The following is an 18503-nucleotide window of genomic DNA, read 5'->3' on the forward strand; positions in this document are numbered from 1 at the left end:
AATTTCCAATCGCTGCTCATTCCAATGGTGTGTTTTGTGTGAGGTCGTCAATGCTGATGCCAGAGGTAGGTTTATGAAGCATCCATTCTTGCTGCGTTTTACTCGTTTGCTTTCATTCGCTATGGTTGGTTTATTGATCGTTACTGGCCTGCAACTCAATCGTCAAGTAGCTGCGCAACATGCCAGTGGCGCTGGTTCTGAACAACAGCTTGATCAAACAATTCTGCAATGGGCTGAAGCATTAAATCAAGCACCAGCCCAGCAAGAATTATCACGAAGTGTCCAACGTTTGCGGGCCTTGAATTCACCGCCAGCAGCGCCCATGCCCGCTCCCCAACCCAAGCCATTTGCTCCTCAAGCAACATTTGTCGTCAATACAATTGCCGATACTGATGATGGCGCATGCGATGTGCTTGGCAGCGGCACTGGCAACCAAGATTGTAGCTTGCGCGAAGCGATTAACGCCGCTAATGCTAACGTCGATGCCGATACGATTCATTTTGCAATTGCTGGCGCTGGAGTTAAAACAATTGCCCTAACCAGCCAATTGCCTGCCTTGCTCAACCAAACCCAAATTGATGGCTGTAGCCAAGCAGGCAGCGATTGCAGCGTTTGGCCGATGAGTTTATTGGTTGAGATCGATGGTGCTGGATTAAGCGATCCCGTTGGGCCAACCAGCACCCAAATTCTCGCGGTAGAAAGTAATGGCTCGGTTATTCGTGGCCTCGTTTTGAATGGCGCGCGCAGCCCAGGTTCTAATACGTGGCTTGCGATCAACGTTAAAAGCACTAATGCTTGGATTACCCAGAATATTATTGGCCTCGAACCAGATGGCCAAACTGCTAATGGCAATAATATTGGGATTGGATTAAATTCTGGGAGCAGCCAAGCGCTTATTGGCACCAATGGCGATGGAACGAATGACGCAATCGAAGGCAATATTATCGCAAGCCAAACCTTTTCAGGCATCTATTTCTCTGCTGGCGCTAATAGTCGGATTGCAGGCAACTATATTGGGGTTGCCAGCGATGGCACGACTGCCCACAGCAATAGCGCTGGCATAACATTTTTCGGCCCAACGCTTGGCAATGTCACAATTGGCACCAACAGCGATGGGGTGAGCGATCTCGCTGAACGCAATATTATTAGTGGCAATGCAGCAGGTGGGATTCAAATCGATAGCTCAGCGAATAATCGGATTAGTGGCAATTATATTGGCCTCAACGCTACGGGAACCATTGCCGTGCCAAATCAAACTGGCATCAATCTTAATGGCAATACGAGCAATACCATCGTTGGTACAAACGGCGATGGCATTGGCGACGCAATCGAAGCCAATGTGATCAGCGGTAATAGCGCCGAAGGGGTGCAAATCGCACAATTTATGGGCGGTGTAAGCACTTTTCCAACTGATAACGTCATTGCTGGCAACATTATTGGGCTTGATCCCACAGGCACAACGGCAATTGGCAACCAGCGCGGCGTGGTCGTGCGCTTCGGCCCAGTTCGCACCCGCATCGGAACCAATGGCGATGGTACTAGCGATGAGCTAGAACGTAATCTCATCAGTGGCAACAGCGATTTGGGGATTGGGCTTGGTGGCGGCACCGAGTACCTAATTCCCGATACAATCATCAGTGGTAACTACATTGGCACTGATCGCACCGGCTTAATCGCCCGCCCAAATCGAGTTGGGATTCAAGTGCAAAATGCGGTTAATCGGGCCGATATTGGAATTACCGGCACGGCCACGAATGGCGCAGCCCAAGCCAACCTGATTAGCGGCAATAGTGGCCATGGCATCGTCTTCGTGTTTGATCCACGAACAGTTCGTATGCGCGGCAATCGGATTGGCATAGCACTCGACGATAGCCCGCTTGGTAACCAAGGCGCTGGGATTAGCATGATCGAGTTGAGCGGCTTGGCTCCAACGAACATTCGCATTGGCGGCGATGGCCCATTCGGCGAGAATACAATAGCCTTTAACGGTGGCCTCGGCATCGATATTGGCAGCGATGGCCCGACCGCAAACGACCCGCTTGATGCTGATGCAGGCCCAAACAACAGCCAAAATTATCCAGTTGTTACGAATGTGGTCGATAATGGCACAACCGTAATCGTGCAGGGCTATCTTGAAAGCATTCCTAACCATAGCTATCGCTTGGCGTTTTATAGCAATGTTAATTGTGATCCTTCTGGCTATGGCGAAGGCCAAACGTTTTTGGCAAGCGATGAAGTGAGCACTGATGCAACTGGCTCGGTTTTCTTCAGCCAAACATTTGCCAGCCCAGCCCCGAATATCACAATCTTGGCGACTGATACCAATGCCAACCAAACCTCGGAGTTTTCGCAATGCTGGGTTGCACCGCTACCAACCGAAACGCCAACTGTTACGCCAAGCAACACGCCAACCAACACGGCGACTGCGACCCCAAGCAATACGCCAACCACAACCAATACTGCTGTGCCAGCTACGCCAACCACGCCGCCAAGCGCATGTGTGCCTGGTAGCAGTTTGCAAGTCTTGTTCAGCGATAGTGTCAATAACAACGCGCAATGGAATGTCGATGGCATCGGCCCAACCTGGAGCTTAGATGGCAGCAGCTTCAATAGCCCCAACTTCTCTTGGCACGCCGATGATCCTGATGCACTCAGCGATCAGCAACTAACAACTATGGCGGGGATTGCAATTCCAGCGGGAGCTAGCGACGTAACGCTCTATTTCAACCACAACTACAGTTTTGAGTTTGACGCTGGCGGCGGCGGCGAACCAACGCCGATGCCAGAGCGCTCAAGCAAACGCAGCAATACTCCATTCGAGAGCTATTTCGATGGTGGCGTGGTTGAATATAGCACCGATGGCACCAATTTCAACGATCTTGGTAGTTTCTTCAGCAGCTCGGGCTACGACGGCATGATTATGAACGAGGGTGATAATCCTTTGGCTGGCCGCGCCGCATTCGTCGGCATGAGCGGCGATTATCCATTTTATATCGAAGAAACTGCCGATTTAACGCCGCTGGCGGGCCAAACAGTGTGGTTGCGCTTCCGCCTAGGCAGCGATAGCTCAATCGGCGATCTTGGTTGGAATATTGACGATATTATGGTTGCTGGCTGTGTCGGCAGTGGCAGTACCAACACGCCAACCGCCACGGCAACCAATACACCAACCACGACTACAACTAACACACCAACCAACACGCCAACCGCGACTGCTACGGCAACGGTTAGCACGCCAACCAACACCCCAATCGCCACGGCTACAGGCACGCCATTTGTTGGTACGAGCCGCAATTTCCTGCCCGTGGTGATGCGCAATTGCTATCCCGATTTGGTGGTGAGCAGCATCACGGTTGATCAGCAGTTGGAAGTTATCGTAACCAACCAAGGCAATTGTGCTGCCAATGCAGCATTTTGGGTCGATTTGTATCTCGCGCCAAATCCAGCGCCAAGCCATGTCAACCAACAGTGGTGGGATGTTGCGCAACAAGGGATGGTGTGGGGCGTGACCCAAAGCCTTGAGCCGGGCCAATCGATCACTTTACACCCTTATGATCGCTATTATTCGGCCAGCCGTAGCGCATGGTCAAACCACATAGCGGCCCAAACCAAGCTCTATGTGCAGGCCGATGCCTACAACGCTGCAACCAATTATGGCGCAGTCTTGGAAGTGCACGAAGCCTTGAATGGCGAATACAACAATCTACATTCAATCACAACCAGCACCAATTTCAGTCAAGCAACTGGCCAACGCCAACAATTGGCAAATGAACAAGGCTTGCCAGCACGACCAACATCTAGCAAATAATTAATTCAATCCCAAAGGCCGATTAATCGCATTGATTAATCGGCCTTTGAGCATGCCAAAAAATGCTTGCTTATGGCTCTATAATGAACTATTCAGGCTCACCAAATTTGACGATTGCTCTGCTTATCTCTACAATCGCCAAACCAATCCAGCTCATGAGGGATTTTATGCTCAATCAACGTGTTATGCGCCATTGGCAATTGCCAACCAAGGCCACGCCAAGCCAACTTCGCAGCCTCGGCGATTATCATCCATTGCTAGCAACTATTTTATGGAATCGCGGTTGGCGCGATGCAGCAGCGGTTGAGCAGTTTCTCAATATCAATTGGAAACAACGCCATGACCCGTTTTTACTGCACGATATGGATCGCGCGGTCGAACGGATTAAGCTGGCAATTGACCAAAACCAGCGAATTGTGGTCTACGGCGATTTCGATACCGACGGCGTAACCGGCGTTACGCTGTTAATGCAATTGTTCAAAGCCTTTGATCTCGAAGTGAAGCCGTATATTCCCAAACGCGAGGGCGAAGGCTATGGCCTGAATTTGGCTGCAATCGAAAAATTGCATCAAGCAGGCATTGATCTGCTGGTGACGGTTGATTGTGGCATTAGCAATGCAGCCGAAATTAGCCGTGCTAATGAGCTTGGCTTCGATACAATTGTGCTTGATCATCACCAACCGCCGTTGCATTTACCCCCAGCTTATGCCGTGGTCGACCCCAAACGCAGCGATTGCCGTTATCCGTTCAAGGGTCTGTGTGGCGTAGGCGTGGCTTTCAAGCTCTACGAGGCCTTATGGCGCGCAGGCATCCAGCCCAACAACCTACGTGCTCGCGATATTCTCGATGTTGTGGCGCTTGGCACAATTGCCGACATGATGCCCTTGACTGGCGAGAATCGGGTGCTGGTGCATTTTGGCTTGCAGGCCATGAACGAAAGCCAACGACCTGGATTGAAAGCCTTGTTGCGAGTGTCGGGGGTTGAGCAAGGCAAGATTGATGCAAGCAGCGTGGGCTTTCGGCTTTCGCCAAGGATTAATGCTGCTGGCCGTTTGGTCGATGCCAGCATTGCCTATAGTTTGTTGTTGGCTCCTGAACAAGCCCAAGCTGATGGTTTTGCCGACCAATTGAATAGCACCAATATTGAGCGCCAAGCCTTGACCCGCGATGTGCAACAGGCAGCGCGGGATCTGGCCCAAAGCAGCGGCCAGCTTGATCAACGGATTTTGGTGATTGAGGGCGAGCATTTTCATCATGGCGTGGTTGGGCTTGCCGCAGGCAAGTTGGCCGAAGAATTTGCCCGCCCAGTGCTGGTGATGGGCAGAGAAGCACATACCAGCCGTGGCAGTGCGCGCTCAATTCCAGGCTTTAATATTGTCAATGCCTTGGCTGAATGTGCCGATTTGTTTGAAAAATATGGTGGTCATGCTGCCGCCGCTGGCTTTACGATTGCCAATCAGCATATTCCAGAGCTTACCCGCCGTTTGCAGGCGATTGCCAACCAACAGATTAGCGACGAGATGATGGTGCCACAATTGGCAATCGACGCTGAAGCCAGTTTCGAGCAACTTAATCTTGAGATGCTAGCTGTGCTTGAAAAAATGGCTCCGTTTGGGCTTGAAAACCAACAACCACGCTTTTGCAGCCGCCGCGTGACGGTCATCGAGGCAAAAGGCGTTGGCGCTGAGAATCAACATTTGCGTTTGCGGTTGCAACAAGGTCGCCATTATCAAACGGCAATTGGCTTTAACCTCGGCGATTGGCTGGCCGAATTGCATAACGGCTCACAGATCGACATTGTGTATACAGTGGGCATCAACGAATGGAATGGCCGCAGTTCGGTGCAGCTGACGCTGGTTGATTTGCGCTTGAGTGAACAGCGATGAGCATCGTTTTAGCCTCAGCTTGGCATCCACGTGGCGAATTGGCCCGCTTTGAACGGCTCTTACCGCAATTAAGCCAATTGTATCGCTCGATTGTCATCAGCACGCCGCCAACGATTGAGCCAGAATTATTGCAAACGCTCAACAATTTGCCTAATGTGCGCGCAGTGCCAACCAGCGAGTGGGCGCAGGGCAGGCATTTGGCCTTGGCCGAAGCACTCAAAACCCAAGCAAATTATATTCATGCAATTGATTTTGATCGGGCTTTGCGCTGGATCGAAACACGACCCAGCGAATTAACTAGCATCGCCCAACGTTCGCAAACTCATTGTTTGATTATTGGTCGCACTTGGCAAGCCTACGCGACCCATGCCCGCGCCTTGATCGAAACTGAGCGCACCAGCAATACGATGGCCTCGTTTTTTCTGGGCACGCCAATGGATTTTAGCGCTGGCGCACGCGGCTTCACGCCGGTAGCTGCGCATTTTATTTTGGCCAATAGCCCACCAATCGATGCGCTTGGCACTGATGCAGAATGGCCGATTTTGCTGCATCGCGGCGGGTTTAAGCTCAATTATTGCGAAGTTGATGGCTTAGATTGGGAAATTCCCGATCAATTTCAAGCCCAAGCCGCTGATGCAGAGGCCCAGCAAAGCCAAGCAGAAATCTATGATACCAAGATTGAGCATTGGCGCTATAGGGTTGAGGTGGCGCAACGGATTGTGCAAGCAGGCATTGCAGCAGCGCGGCGGCCATTGCAATTTCTGTCTTAACGCCAAACCGCGCTCCAAATAATGGAACGCGGTGGGGTAGTAAGCAATAATTTAGCGGAAGCTCTCGGTAATATCGCGAACTTCTTCGTATTTGGCTTTGAGGTTTTGCAATGCTTCGTCGGTGACAGTTTGCAAATTGCGATAAATTTGCTTATCGAGCATTTTGCTCTTATCGCCATCGGGCCACAAGCGCCATGAATCGTTGTCGATCATATCGGCGACGATCAACGCGCCATCGGGAGTGCGGCCAAATTCGATTTTAAGATCGACCAATTGCACACCGCGTTCGGCCCAGGTTTGTTCGAGCAATTCAAACACTCGCGTGCCTTCTTGCTCGATAAAATGCACTTCCTCGGCTGTTGCCAAGCCTTTTTCAACAATCCCAGCCAAATCAATTTGGGGATCGTGGTTGGCATCGTCTTTATAGAAAAACTCAACCAATGGCGGGCTAAAGCGTGTGCCTTCTGGCGTTTCAGGGTGGCGACGGCAATATGAGCCAGTTGCCAAACGCCGCATCACGACTTCCAAGGGCAACATTGCACAACGTTCAACGACCATCACGCCCGGCTCAGGATCGGCTTTGTAGTGGGTGCGCACGCCACTGCGATTGAGCAAGGCAAAGACATTAGCCGAGGTGCGACCGCTGATCGCGCCTTTTCCTTCGATTTCATTGCGTCGTGCCCCATCGCCAGCGCTAATCGAATCCTTTTGCAGCATATAGGCCAAGCTTTGGTCTTCAGGGTGAGCATAGATAATCTTGGTTTTGCCTTCGGCTAATTTGGTGCCGTATTGCATTGAAAACGCTCCTTCATGCGTTGTTGAGCAAGCAAATTCAATGGCAAACCCGCCAAATGGAGTCTGCCCGCCCCATTATACATGCTTATGGGGTTTCGCTTTTGATGCCCTGCAACACAATTGCCAGATAGCGTTCGCGCTGCTCAGCCTGATCATCACCGATTGGCAAGCCAGCCAACAAACCCGATAAATCGCCTGCTTGCAAATCGGCGCGCACAACCCCAGCCGCTTTGGCGCGATCAATCAGGCTTTGAATTGCTGGATTAATGCCCTGTTTGGCTTGGCTGCTAGCTGCAACTAAATTCGTATGTTGCTGAATCATGGTTTTAAACGCCTGATCTTTGAGCTGGCGTTTGGCCATGCCGCGCACCAACTGCTCGACTGCCCACCAAGGTTCAGTTGCAGCTTGCAAGCCTGCCAGAAAATCCATTACCACCTGAAAATGCTCATGAATAACCAGATTCAATAAGCCTTCTTTGGAGCCAAAATGATGATAGAGCGTGCCAACCGCCACGCCTGCATCGCGCGCAATCGCATCCATGGCGGCGTTTGGGCCATCGCTAGCAAAGCGCGCTTTGGCCGCCGCCAGAATTCGCCCATGGTTTTGTTGCGCATCTGCTCGTTGCGCTGTTGGTTTTTTCGCAGTTTTGGAATCATCAGCCATGGTTAATTTCCCTCTTGACAAATTGAACCATAGTTCAATATAATCAAGTTGAACGCTAATTCAACATATTCAAACAGTATAGCACACGAGCAAACGCAAGGAGTTATTGATGTCAACCCTCCACCAGCGCACAATTCACCTTGGGCCAAGCACGATCACGGCAATCGTCGATGTGACCACACCATGGCCGATGCTGCCAGTTAATGGCGAAGTTTGGGCTAAAGTTCGCGCGAGCTATCCAAGCTCGTTTTACAATGCAGAAACCTTGCTAGGCCGCGTGCATTGCTATCTCATTCAACAAGCGGAGCGCACGATTTTGGTTGATACTGGCTTAGGCAAGGCCCCAGCGCCAACCCAACCACTGAGCAGCCAACAGCTTGAAGCCCAATTGGCATTGCTAGGAATTGATCCAGCAGCGATTGATACGGTTTTTCTAACGCATTTGCACGTTGATCATGTTGGTTTGAATACCCATTATGTCGATGGCATTTTGCAAGCGCGATTTCCGAATGCGCGTTATCTGGCCCATCAAGCAGAAAAAGGCCTGATTGAGTTTATGCAACAGCACAGCCCTGAGCGTGCTGGCTACTTGCAGGATCAAGTTTTATGGCTCGAAGCGCAAGGTAAGCTAGAATTTTTCGATGCAGATTTTGAACTGGCGCAAGGCATCACGACGTGGTTTACCCCTGGCCATAGCCCAGGCCACACCAGCCTGTTGATTGACCATGGCACTGGCGAACGAGTGTTGCTTGCTGGCGATGTGTTTTTCAACCCAATTCAGCTATTCGAGCCAAGCTTTGCCAGTGGTTTAGATGTTGATAATGATCAGGCGTATGCCACCCGCCGAGCAGTTTTGGCCCAAGTGAGTGATGGCAAAACCTTGATTGCGCCATGCCACTTTCCAACTCCCAGCTTTGGCTATGTTGTGCCAGAGGATGAGGCTTATCGTTGGCTGCCAATCGAGGATGAACGAGCACGCTCAGTTTAACCACAAAGCATGAGGCTATTGGCTATTGGCTTTTGGCTAGCGGAACACTGGTTGGTATTTCCAAGCAATCCCCACTAGCCACATAGCCATCGCTGCTCTGCGCCGCTGCGTTAACATTTGATCCACGAAGGAACCGAAACCACGAAGGACGCGAAGATCGCGAAGTATGTTTTTAGCCACGAATTGCACGAATTGCACGAATGGCTGTTGGCTATCGGTTTCATCCCTCATCCTTCATCCTTCATTCTTTCCGTTTGCCACAGATTGGCACAGATTTTCAGGATTAGGTTTCTGCTGCCCGATAGCCAATGGCCCCCGATCCTGATTTGCCTGTTGTGATTCATCCTTCATCCTTCGGTTGCTCTGCGCCGCTGCGTTAACATTTGATCCACGAAGAGCACGAAGAGCACAAAGGACACAAGAACATGAAGATTTCTCTTTTAGCCACGAATTGCCCGAATTCCACAAAGTATGTTCTGTTAGCCAATAGCCCATAGCCTGATTCGTTTGATTTTTGATTTTTGCCTTCTGACTTTTCCCCTTCATCCTTTGCCTTCTGACTTTTTTCGACTTTTGCGGTACTATAGCTAGCTAGTTGCCAACAATTGGCAATTTAGGAAAGGTGGCTGGTTATGGCAATCGTAAGTTTAATTTTGGTGGGCTTGGTGGCGGTCGAACACATCTATATTTTGTATTTGGAAATGTTTGCTTGGACTAAGCCAAGCACTGCCAAATCGTTTGGGCTAACGCCAGAGTTTGCCCAACAAACCAAATCGTTGGCAGCCAATCAAGGCTTGTACAATGGCTTTTTGGCTGCTGGCTTAATTTGGGGTTTGGTACATCCCAATCCTGATTTTGGCTTGCAGATTCAATTGTTTTTCGTCTGTTGTGTGGTGGTAGCAGCGATTTATGGCGGCTTGACGGCCAAACGCTCAATTTTATTTGTGCAAGGTGGCCCAGCAATCATCGCCTTGGTGGCTTTATTAATCCATATGTTTAGCTAAATACTTAGAATATCTTTAAGTTTTCTTCATTATTATTTGGTATGCTGCTTGGGCGGTTTATGCACAAGGAGTTATTCCCATGGATAATGATGATCAACCAGTTGGCCGGATTTTGAGTCGGCGCGAAGTGCTCAAGCTGTTTGGGTTGGCGGGGTCGGCAGCAGTATTGGCTGGCTGTAGCAGCGAGGTCGTGCCAACCCCGACCAGCGTTGCCCAAGCTAGCGCCCCAACCACCACGGCCACAACAGCAGCAACCAACACAATCGCCGAGGCTGCGACGGCAACCAGCGCCGCCACTAGCACAGTCGAGGCCACGGCCACCAGCGAGGCCGTTGCTGCCTTGCCCAGCTGTATTGTGCGGCCCGAGCTAACTGAAGGCCCTTATTTTGTTGATGAAAAATTAGAGCGCTCGGATATTCGTTCTGATCCCAGCAATAACGCTGTGAGTGCAGGCACGCAATTGGATGTTAAAGTGGTGGTCAGCCAAATTGGGGCTGGTACATGTACGACCTTAGCTGGGGCGATTGTCGATTTGTGGCATTGCGATGCAGATGGAGTTTATTCAGACGCAACCGATCGCAGTTTTAGCACGGTTGGTCAAAAATTCCTGCGTGGCTATCAGCGCACCGATGACGCTGGGATTGCCAACTTCACCACAATCTACCCTGGCTGGTATCAAGGTCGGGCGGTGCATATTCACTTTAAAATTCGCACCGATGCAGGCTATGAGTTTACCTCGCAATTTTTCTTCGATGAAAGCCTGACTGATGTGGTGCATGGGCAAGCGCCGTATGTGGCCAAAGGCGTGCGCACCTTGCTCAACGATGGCGATGGTATCTATCAACAAAGCGCTGGTCAAACAGTTTTGACGGTTGTGCCAAACGGCCAAGGCTATAGCGCAACGTTTGAAATTGGTTTGCAGATTTAATTTTTAACCACGAAGAACACGAAGAGCACGAAGGAGCGTATGGCTATAGGCTATTGGCTTTTGGCTATTGGACTTATTGCAATTCCAAAAAATGTTCCGCTAGCCTGAAGCCTGTAGCCAATCCTTATGTTCTATGTTCTTTGCTCGATCTTCTCTCTTTCATCCTTGCATTCTTTTCTATGCTATGCTCTTTAGGTTCATTTTGACTTTTGACTTTTGACTTCTACCTTTCATCCCTCATCCTTCACCCTTCATCCTTACTTATACGGGGTTGACATTTCGGGCGGGCTTAAGCATAATTGCCGTTGGTACGATCCCGTAGCTCAGGTGGATAGAGCAACAGTTTCCTAAACTGTGTGTCGCGCGTTCGAGTCGCGCCGGGGTCACCATATGCCAAACAACCACGAAGCGCCAAGGCTTCGTGGTTTTTGTTTAGGAGTAGGCAGGATGGATCTGAGTCTGTGGGCAAAGCTCAATGGAACAATCATCAACATAGTGACGGTGGCACTCGGCACGGGCTTGGGTTTGGCGCTGCGCGGGCGCTTGCCAGAACGTATGCAAACGGTGATTATGCAAGCATTGGGCTTGGTAACGCTGTTTATTGGTTTATCAATGGCTGGCAGCATGAACAAAGCTGGCGCAACCTTGCAAAGCACGGCCCAAGCCAGCCAACCAATTGTGGTCGATGGCGTGGTGATTGGTTTGGTTGGCTTAGTCGTGGGCGGTTTATTGGGCGAGTGGTGGCGCGTCGAGGAGCGTTTGGCAGCGCTTGGCGATTGGCTCAAAGCCAAATTTAATGGCAGTGGACGCTTTACCGAGGGCTTTGTGGCAGCCTCGTTACTCTTCTGTATTGGCCCAATGACTTTGATTGGCAGCATCAACAATGGCTTGGTTGGCGATTCGCAGCTGTTGGTGATCAAGGCAGCGCTTGATGGCTTAGCGGCAGTCGCTTTGGCAAGCAGCTTTGGCATCGGCGTGGGTTTTTCGATTCTGATTATTTTAATCTATCAAGGTGGCGTAGCGCTGGCTGCTGGCTCCTTAGCCACGATTTTGCCCAATCCAGCGGTCGATCCACGGGTGCTGATCATCACTGGGGTTGGCGGCTTAATGGTGGTTGGCGTGGGCATTAATCTGCTTGATCTAACCAAAATTCGCGTGGCTTCGTTGCTACCAGCCTTGCTGATGGCTCCGCTGCTGCACTGGCTGATTAGTTTGCTGTAAAAATGGGCAAGCATTCTATCAAGCCCCTCGCCCACTAAACACAGGCGAAGGGCTTGATAGAATCAGTCTGTCTAGGCTTCGTGGAACGGCCAAGCAATTTCCATCAAAGCATCAGGGCCTGGTGGGTTGACCCAGATTTCGCGCGGCGAATCGGAAACAACATAGCCATTGGCTTTGATCCAATCGCTGCCAGCATCGTAGCCCGCCAAAATATGCGGAAACTCACATTGATCGCCATGCATGGTTACGACCGCAACTTTGCCAGCAGGCAAAATTCGTCCAACAATTTCACCTTGCTGCTCGACAAGCTGATCAACTGGTAAACAAATTTCAATCGGTCCATCATCATCGGCGTTAATCGTGCCGTGAAAAATGCCAAATGCAGAGCCACGCACAACCAAGTTATTGTCAGCGGCAAAGCGTTCCATACTGTGGAAGGCATGCGCAATTACATTATCCAACTCGTTAACAAACGTGCGTTTGGTGATGCTCAGGATGGGCTGATCGGCTTGTTGGCGGACAGTTACTTCAAGGCTCATACAAACTCCTTCTTGACGAATTAACCCGAGGATAAGGCTTTGGGCACGACGGGCTTGGATTGCCTGCAACTCGACCGAGCGAATGTAGCGACTAAGCAAAATCTCAGCATCTTTGGCATCGCCAGCAATTACTTGGCGAATCGTGGCCAGCGGCATGTTGATTTGGCGCAACATTCCAATCAAGCGAGCAGATGCAAGTTGCTCAGCGTGATAGTAACGATAGCCATTCTGTGCATCGACATGACGAGCTGATAAAATGCCCAGTTGGTCGTACAAACGCAAGGCTTTGAGCGAGAGCCGAGTTGCCTCGGCAAAGTTGCCAATTGAGATAAGCGATTCGTTCATAGCGCTAGTATAGACTCTGCCCCAAGGGGAGACACAAGGGTGATTTTTTGGCCAACAAAAAAGCCGAAGCATTGAACTTCGGCTTTTGATCACTCTTTAATCAGATTTATTTAGCGTTGGCGGGTGTTGTTTTCAACTGGCACATAGACCGGAACCCGTTCGCCATAGCGATAGGGTGGTTGGTAGATGCGGCGAGCAGGTTTGGTGCGCACGGCAAACTCTGCGCCGCCAGCAGCAAACGACAAACCCATAAACAAGGTTGGTGGCACTAACTCAATTGCGCCAATGCTCATCCCCTTTACGTCAAGCGATGTAGTAAAAAAGCGTTGAAAAAGTGGGCTTAAGCGAGGAGTAAGCGCGCCAGCAATGGTTAATGCCAAGAAAATACTGGTACTTGACAACATATCGAGGAAAGCAACCATGCCGAGGCCCACCGAAGCCACTGTTAGGAAACAGAAACTAATGGCCGTTGCACAGCGGCGATAGATTGCCATTGAACGATCGCCACGTTGCAGCCGCAAAAGGCCTTCGCGCGCAGCATCGAGCAACAATGCTGGATCAATCGCAGCGCGAATGCGGAAGCCTTCGGTTGTGGCACAGCCATCGACCAACTGCGAACCATAGCGCTCTTCAAGCACATTAACGGTGGCGTGTTCAATTGCGTGATTACGCCGCACTGAAACACCTTGCCACAATTGGTTGAGTTGACGCGGAACATTTAATAACGACCAGATTGGCTGACCGAAGAACCAAAAGATGACTGCCAACGCACCAAATAATCCCGAAAAAATCATTAATCCATGCATAGGCTTTCCTTCCCGTGGCAGTTAACAAGCTGTAAAGTACCAATAAAAGCAGCGTATCACGCCACTGTGTCGTCGTCAAGGCAGACATAAGTACTTTACGTTATACGACCCCCATTGGTTCCATTCACCCACACTGAATTTTCGCGTACAATGTGGTTTGATTGTGCTCGGAGGAACCTGTGGGCTATCAATTAACTCCTGAAGTGGTTCGTGGAACGCGTGACCTGTTTGGCGCTGCCGTTCACCAACGTCAGGCACTTATTCAGACATTAACCGCTACATTTGATCAAGCTGGCTACGACCCAATTGAGTTGCCCTTGCTTGAGCATCGTGAATTGTATTTAAAGAAATCTGGTGATGATCTCATCGCTAAATTGTACCATTGGAATCAAGGTGGCCGCGATTTGGCCTTGCGCCCTGAATGGACAGCCTCGGTTTTACGGGCGGTCATCAGTGGCTTGGGCGATGCGCCGATTCCGTTGCGCTTGCGTTACGCTGGCCCAGTCTTTCGTTACGAACGCCCACGGCGCGCAACCTATCGTCAATTTACCCAAGTTGGCATCGAATTGCTTGGTGCACCTGGCCCGTTGGCCGATGCTGAAGCCCTTGGCTTGGCCGTAACTGGCCTACGCGAGTTGGGCATTCACCACTGGACATTAACGATTGGCCATATTGGCGTAATTAAGACGTTGCTCAATAGCCTTGGCTTACCAGAACGCATTACCTCGGCGCTCACGTGGAGCCTCGAACGGATTCGTTCCAAAGGGCTTGACGCGGTTAAGCAACAATGGCGCGACAACGACGATGACGATCTGCCAGTCGATTTGGCCAGCCTTGCCCACCTCGCCGACCAAGACCTTGAAACGCTCTTGTTGCGCGTGCTGCCCAGCCTTGGCGTGCGCCTCGACAGTGGTGGTCGCGAACCACAAGCAATTATTCAACGCTTGGTGCGCAAACTGCGCCGTGGCGACGATGCGCTAAACCTTGATCGGGCGTGGCATTTGCTTTCAGCGCTAACTGCGGCCCATGGCCCTGCGCCAAGCGTTATGCAGCAAATGCGCGAACTCTGCACAGAGTATACGGTTGCAACCGATGCTTTGGATGAGTTGCAAACCACGCTTGATCTCCTCAAGGCATATGGCGTGCCAACAAATCAGATTGTGCTCGATTTTGGCATGGGCCGCGGTTTGCACTACTACACTGGCCTAATTTTCGAAATCGATGGTGCTGATGGCTTGCAATTGTGCGGCGGCGGACGCTATGATGATTTGGTTGCGGCGCTTGGTGGGCGTGCCATGCCAGCGGTTGGCTTTGCCTATGGCCTCGAACGGATCGTTGCGGCAGTTGCCCCAGCCGAGATTATACCGAATAAGAGTGTGCTGGTGGTTGGCGATGATCATAGTTTGGTGATTCAAGCGGCGGCAAGCTTGCGCCAACAAGGCTATCGCACTGCGATCGATTTGCGCCAGCGTTCGTATGCTGCTAATTTAAATGATGCGCGGCGACGAGAAATGAGCCATTTGGCCCTAGTAAACGCCGACGGTATCCAACTACGCGATTTGAATGAACAGAAAGCCCAATGAGTATGCTACACTACGCTGAGCATAATTAATTGGTTAAGGTAGGAATGGCATGTTTGAGCAATTAGATCAGATTGAAAAAGAGGCCAAAGCAGCCTTGGCCAATGTCGAATCGCTTGATGATTTGGCAGCATGGCGCACTCAATGGACAGGTAAAAAAGGTTCGTTGGCCCAGGCCAGCCAGTCAATTGGGAAGCTTGACCCCAAAGATCGGCCAGCCTTTGGCCAACGTTTCGGGGCGATTAAGCAAGCACTGAGCGAACAAGAAGCTACATTAGAATCACGCTTGCAAAGCGCGGCGCTGCATCACGAACTCGAAGAAGATGCAGTTGATATTAGCTTGCCTGGGCGGGCAGCCAACATTGGCCGTTTGCACCCAAGCACTCAATCGCTGCGCCGAATTCAGCATATTTTTGCTGAAATGGGCTTCCAAGTGTGGGAAAGTCGCGAAGTCGAATCGGATGAGTATAATTTTGAATTGCTCAACATGCCTGCGCATCACCCAGCCCGCGATATGTGGGATACCTTCTATATCCAATCTGATGATCCGCAGCAAAAAGTTGTGTTGCGCACCCACACCTCGCCCGGCCAAATTCATGTGATGCGAACCTTGAATCCTGAGCCAATTCGGGTAATTTTGCCTGGCAAATGCTATCGCTACGAGCCAGTCAGCGCCCGCTCAGAGATGATGTTCCATCAAGTTGAAGGCTTGGTAATTGGCAAAAACATTACCATGGCCGATCTCAAAGGCACGTTGGCAAATTTTGCCCGTCGCATGTTCAAAGATGATGTTAAAGTGCGCTATCGCCCTTCGTACTTCCCCTTCACCGAGCCAAGCGTCGAAGTCGACATCGAATGCTTCATCTGTGGTGGCGAAGGCTGCCGAATTTGTAAAAAGAGCGGCTGGCTGGAAATTTTGGGTGCTGGCATGGTTCACCCAACCGTGTTGCGCAACGGCGGCTATGATCCTGCGGAATGGAGCGGTTTTGCCTTCGGCATGGGTCCAGAACGCCAAACCATGTTGCGCTACGACATCGACGACATTCGCTGGTTCTTCTCCAACGACGGTCGTTTCTTGGAACAATTCGGTTAATTCTCCAATTGGCGCTGAATAGCTTTATTCAGCGCCTTTTTACCCATGACTTCACTAAAACGCTTCCGCTACCATTGGCCGTTATTGCTGTTGCTGCTGGTGTATTGCACGCTAGCGGTCTGGTGGAGTACCCGCATTCCCCTTGGCGAAGGCCCCGATGAGCCAGGCCATGCAGAATATGCCTTGTTTGTAGCCCGCAACAATCGCTTGCCCGACCAACGCTTGGGCGATGTGCCAGGCGAAGGCCATCAGCCACCCTTGGCCTATTGGCTGATGCAGCCTTTGGCGCGCTCGGTTGCGCTCGAAGATCGGGTGGTGATTCTGGCCAATAATCATAATTGGATTTGGGCTGGCGGCAAAGACCCAGCTGCTTTTGCCTGGAGATCGATCGATCGCCATCCCTACCAAGCTGATGTGTTGGTTTGGCATCGGTTGCGTTGGTTTTCGATTGGCTGCGCCACATTGACGATTGTGGTTGGCTATGGCATTGGCTTGCGCTTGGGTTTGCGTCCAAGATTAGCGGTATTTGGCGCGAGTTTGCTTGCCTTTTGGCCCCAATTGCTCTTTCACTCAGTTTTAGTCTCGAATGATCCTTTGCTGTGGCTGCTGTGTGCAACGCTGCTCTGGCTGTTGCTTGAGCCTAATCCAAAGCCTTGGTGGCCTTGGGCGGTTGGGTCAACACTTGGAGCGGCATTGCTCACCAAACAAAGTGCAGTGATGTTGATTCCCCTAATTGGCTTGCGTTTGTGGCACTTGCGACATACGCTCAAATTACGCTCAACAATTGCGTGGATTGGCCTCAGCAGCGCGGCGATTGCTGGCTGGTGGTATCTGCGTAATCTGTTGTTGTATGGCGATCCATTTGGTTTGGGTTTGTATAAAGGCGAATTTAGCAGCCCGACCTTCTCGCCATTCAGCCTGCACGATTGGGGCGAGGCAATGCATGCCTTGGGCACATCGCTAATTGCACGCTTTGGCTGGATGAGTGTGGCCGCGCCGCAATGGCTGTATTGGTTGCTGGCAATCTGGATTGGGCTTGCGATTTTGGGAATTCGGCGCTGGCGCATCGATCAGCGCTGGCAGCTGGCGTGGGCCTTGGTTGGGCTTTCGTTTGCTTGGACATTTGCGTTTGCAGTCTTGAGCGGCCAAGTTGGTTGGCAGGCGCGATTCTTGTTTCCGGCTGCTCCGGTAGCTGCCTGCGCCTTGGCAATCGGGCTTGAGCGCAGCGTCAAAACGGCGGCTTGGCTTTTGCCAGCGTTATTAGTAACCATGGCGGTTGGCCTGCCAAACACGGTCATCAGCGCAGCCTACCCCTATTTGGTGGTTGAGCCACAGCCAGAGCGGCCAGTTTTGGCCTTGTGGCGGCCCGATACTGCCAATCCCATCGAACTTCGGGGCATTTTATTGCCCCAAACCGCCAAAGCAGGTCAACCTTGGTTGGTCAATACGCTTTGGCGCGCAGTTGGCAAACAAGATCGTAAATGGTCGTTGTTTGTGCATTTGGCCAAACCTGGCAACGAAAGCGAAAGCTTTGCCTTCGATGTGCAGCCACAAGATGGAGTTTGGCAAGCACTGCGCTGGACTCCTGATGATTGGTGGGAAGATCTGCTGACGATTAATCTGCCCGCTGAGCTTGAACCAGGCCAATACGAAGTGCGGATGGGCTGGTTTGATGAGTTTGGCGATTGGAGCCGCGCTGGCGTGTGGAGCCAACAAGGTTTGTTGCTTGGCGATTATGCGGTGGTTGGCAATGTTGTGGTCGAGTAGTTTGATCCACGAAGCGCACGAAGAGAATGAGGCTATAGGCTTTTGGCTATTGGCTAGCGAAAAATCATTGGGGTTGGCAACAGGCGGTTGGCACAGGACGACATCCCGATCCCCAGCCCCTGAACCCTGAACCCTAACTATAGGCTCTAGGTGTACTGGTACATTGCGTTACCAATCGCCTGATCCCCTCACCCCAACCCCTCGCCCGTGCGCGGGCGAGGGGCTTTAACACGCTGGTTCGTCATTCGTCGGTGAAAACGGTGCTCCCCCTCGCCCGCGTTCAGTGGGAGAGGGGGCTGGGGGGTGAGG

General features: G+C 51.3%; 14 protein-coding genes and 1 tRNA gene. 11 read left to right on the plus strand and 4 right to left on the minus strand.

Annotation, left to right across the window (positions count from 1 at the left end; translation table 11 throughout):
- Positions 1–73: 73 nt before the first annotated feature.
- From C5S61_RS13820 to C5S61_RS13830, 3 genes are all read left to right on the plus strand, one after another.
- The gene (locus tag C5S61_RS13820) at positions 74–3808 is read left to right on the plus strand and encodes a CSLREA domain-containing protein (protein WP_110515633.1); all 3735 of its coding nucleotides are present in this window, start codon (positions 74–76) and stop codon (positions 3806–3808) included.
- A 167-nt stretch (positions 3809–3975) separates the two neighbouring features.
- Entirely contained in the window at positions 3976–5694 is a 1719-nt protein-coding gene (gene recJ / locus C5S61_RS13825; protein ID WP_110515634.1) for a single-stranded-DNA-specific exonuclease RecJ, read from the plus strand.
- Entirely contained in the window at positions 5691–6464 is a 774-nt protein-coding gene (locus C5S61_RS13830; RefSeq protein ID WP_110515635.1) for a hypothetical protein, read from the plus strand. Before recJ ends, C5S61_RS13830 begins: the two co-directional genes overlap by 4 nt.
- Positions 6465–6515: 51 nt before the next feature.
- On the opposite strand, the gene C5S61_RS13835 is transcribed toward C5S61_RS13830, so the two are convergent.
- Positions 6516–7259 carry a phosphoribosylaminoimidazolesuccinocarboxamide synthase gene (locus tag C5S61_RS13835; RefSeq protein WP_110515636.1) on the minus strand — a complete coding sequence of 248 codons (744 nt, stop codon included), beginning with the start codon at positions 7257–7259 and terminating at the stop codon, positions 6516–6518.
- Positions 7260–7344: 85 nt separating this feature from the next.
- Positions 7345–7923, minus strand: a complete 579-nt coding sequence (locus C5S61_RS13840) for a TetR/AcrR family transcriptional regulator (protein WP_110515637.1) — start codon at positions 7921–7923, stop codon at positions 7345–7347.
- A 109-nt stretch (positions 7924–8032) separates the two neighbouring features.
- On the opposite strand from C5S61_RS13840, the gene C5S61_RS13845 reads away from it, so the two are divergent.
- The 5 genes from C5S61_RS13845 (at position 8033) to C5S61_RS13870 (ending at position 12064) form a co-directional block, all read left to right on the plus strand.
- Entirely contained in the window at positions 8033–8911 is an 879-nt protein-coding gene (locus tag C5S61_RS13845; RefSeq protein ID WP_110515638.1) for an MBL fold metallo-hydrolase, read from the plus strand.
- Between the two features lie 632 nt (positions 8912–9543).
- Entirely contained in the window at positions 9544–9915 is a 372-nt protein-coding gene (locus C5S61_RS13855) for a DUF1304 domain-containing protein (RefSeq protein WP_054536547.1), read from the plus strand.
- A 79-nt stretch (positions 9916–9994) separates the two neighbouring features.
- Complete coding sequence (locus C5S61_RS13860; RefSeq protein ID WP_110515640.1) at positions 9995–10843, plus strand: dioxygenase family protein; 849 nt, start codon at positions 9995–9997, stop codon at positions 10841–10843.
- A 312-nt stretch (positions 10844–11155) separates the two neighbouring features.
- Positions 11156–11232, plus strand: a tRNA-Arg gene (locus C5S61_RS13865).
- A gap of 58 nt (positions 11233–11290) precedes the next feature.
- Positions 11291–12064 (plus strand): DUF554 domain-containing protein, encoded by a 774-nt coding sequence (locus C5S61_RS13870; protein ID WP_110515641.1) that lies wholly within the window; start codon positions 11291–11293, stop codon positions 12062–12064.
- 71 nt (positions 12065–12135) lie between these two features.
- Here the strand turns inward: C5S61_RS13870 and C5S61_RS13875 are convergent, their stop codons facing one another.
- Together C5S61_RS13875 and C5S61_RS13880 are read right to left on the minus strand one after the other, a co-directional pair.
- Positions 12136–12948, minus strand: coding sequence for a MerR family transcriptional regulator (locus C5S61_RS13875; protein ID WP_164689470.1), 813 nt, complete (start codon positions 12946–12948; stop codon positions 12136–12138).
- A gap of 110 nt (positions 12949–13058) precedes the next feature.
- The gene (locus C5S61_RS13880; protein WP_110515643.1) at positions 13059–13754 is read right to left on the minus strand and encodes a DUF6391 domain-containing protein; all 696 of its coding nucleotides are present in this window, start codon (positions 13752–13754) and stop codon (positions 13059–13061) included.
- Between the two features lie 179 nt (positions 13755–13933).
- On the opposite strand from C5S61_RS13880, the gene hisZ reads away from it, so the two are divergent.
- Genes hisZ through C5S61_RS13895 form a run of 3 tightly spaced genes read left to right on the plus strand, consistent with a single transcriptional unit; the run spans position 13934 to position 18194 of the window.
- A complete protein-coding gene (hisZ, locus tag C5S61_RS13885) occupies positions 13934–15337 on the plus strand; it encodes an ATP phosphoribosyltransferase regulatory subunit (RefSeq protein ID WP_164689472.1) in 1404 nt (467 codons plus the stop codon).
- A gap of 49 nt (positions 15338–15386) precedes the next feature.
- Positions 15387–16427 carry a phenylalanine--tRNA ligase subunit alpha gene (gene pheS / locus C5S61_RS13890; protein WP_110515645.1) on the plus strand — a complete coding sequence of 347 codons (1041 nt, stop codon included), beginning with the start codon at positions 15387–15389 and terminating at the stop codon, positions 16425–16427.
- A gap of 45 nt (positions 16428–16472) precedes the next feature.
- Positions 16473–18194: an ArnT family glycosyltransferase gene (locus C5S61_RS13895; protein WP_110515646.1), complete on the plus strand. Its 1722-nt coding sequence runs from the start codon at positions 16473–16475 to the stop codon at positions 18192–18194.
- The last annotated feature ends 309 nt before the right edge of the window (positions 18195–18503 follow it).

The organism is Herpetosiphon llansteffanensis (genome assembly GCF_003205875.1).
GTDB lineage: Bacteria > Chloroflexota > Chloroflexia > Chloroflexales > Herpetosiphonaceae > Herpetosiphon > Herpetosiphon llansteffanensis.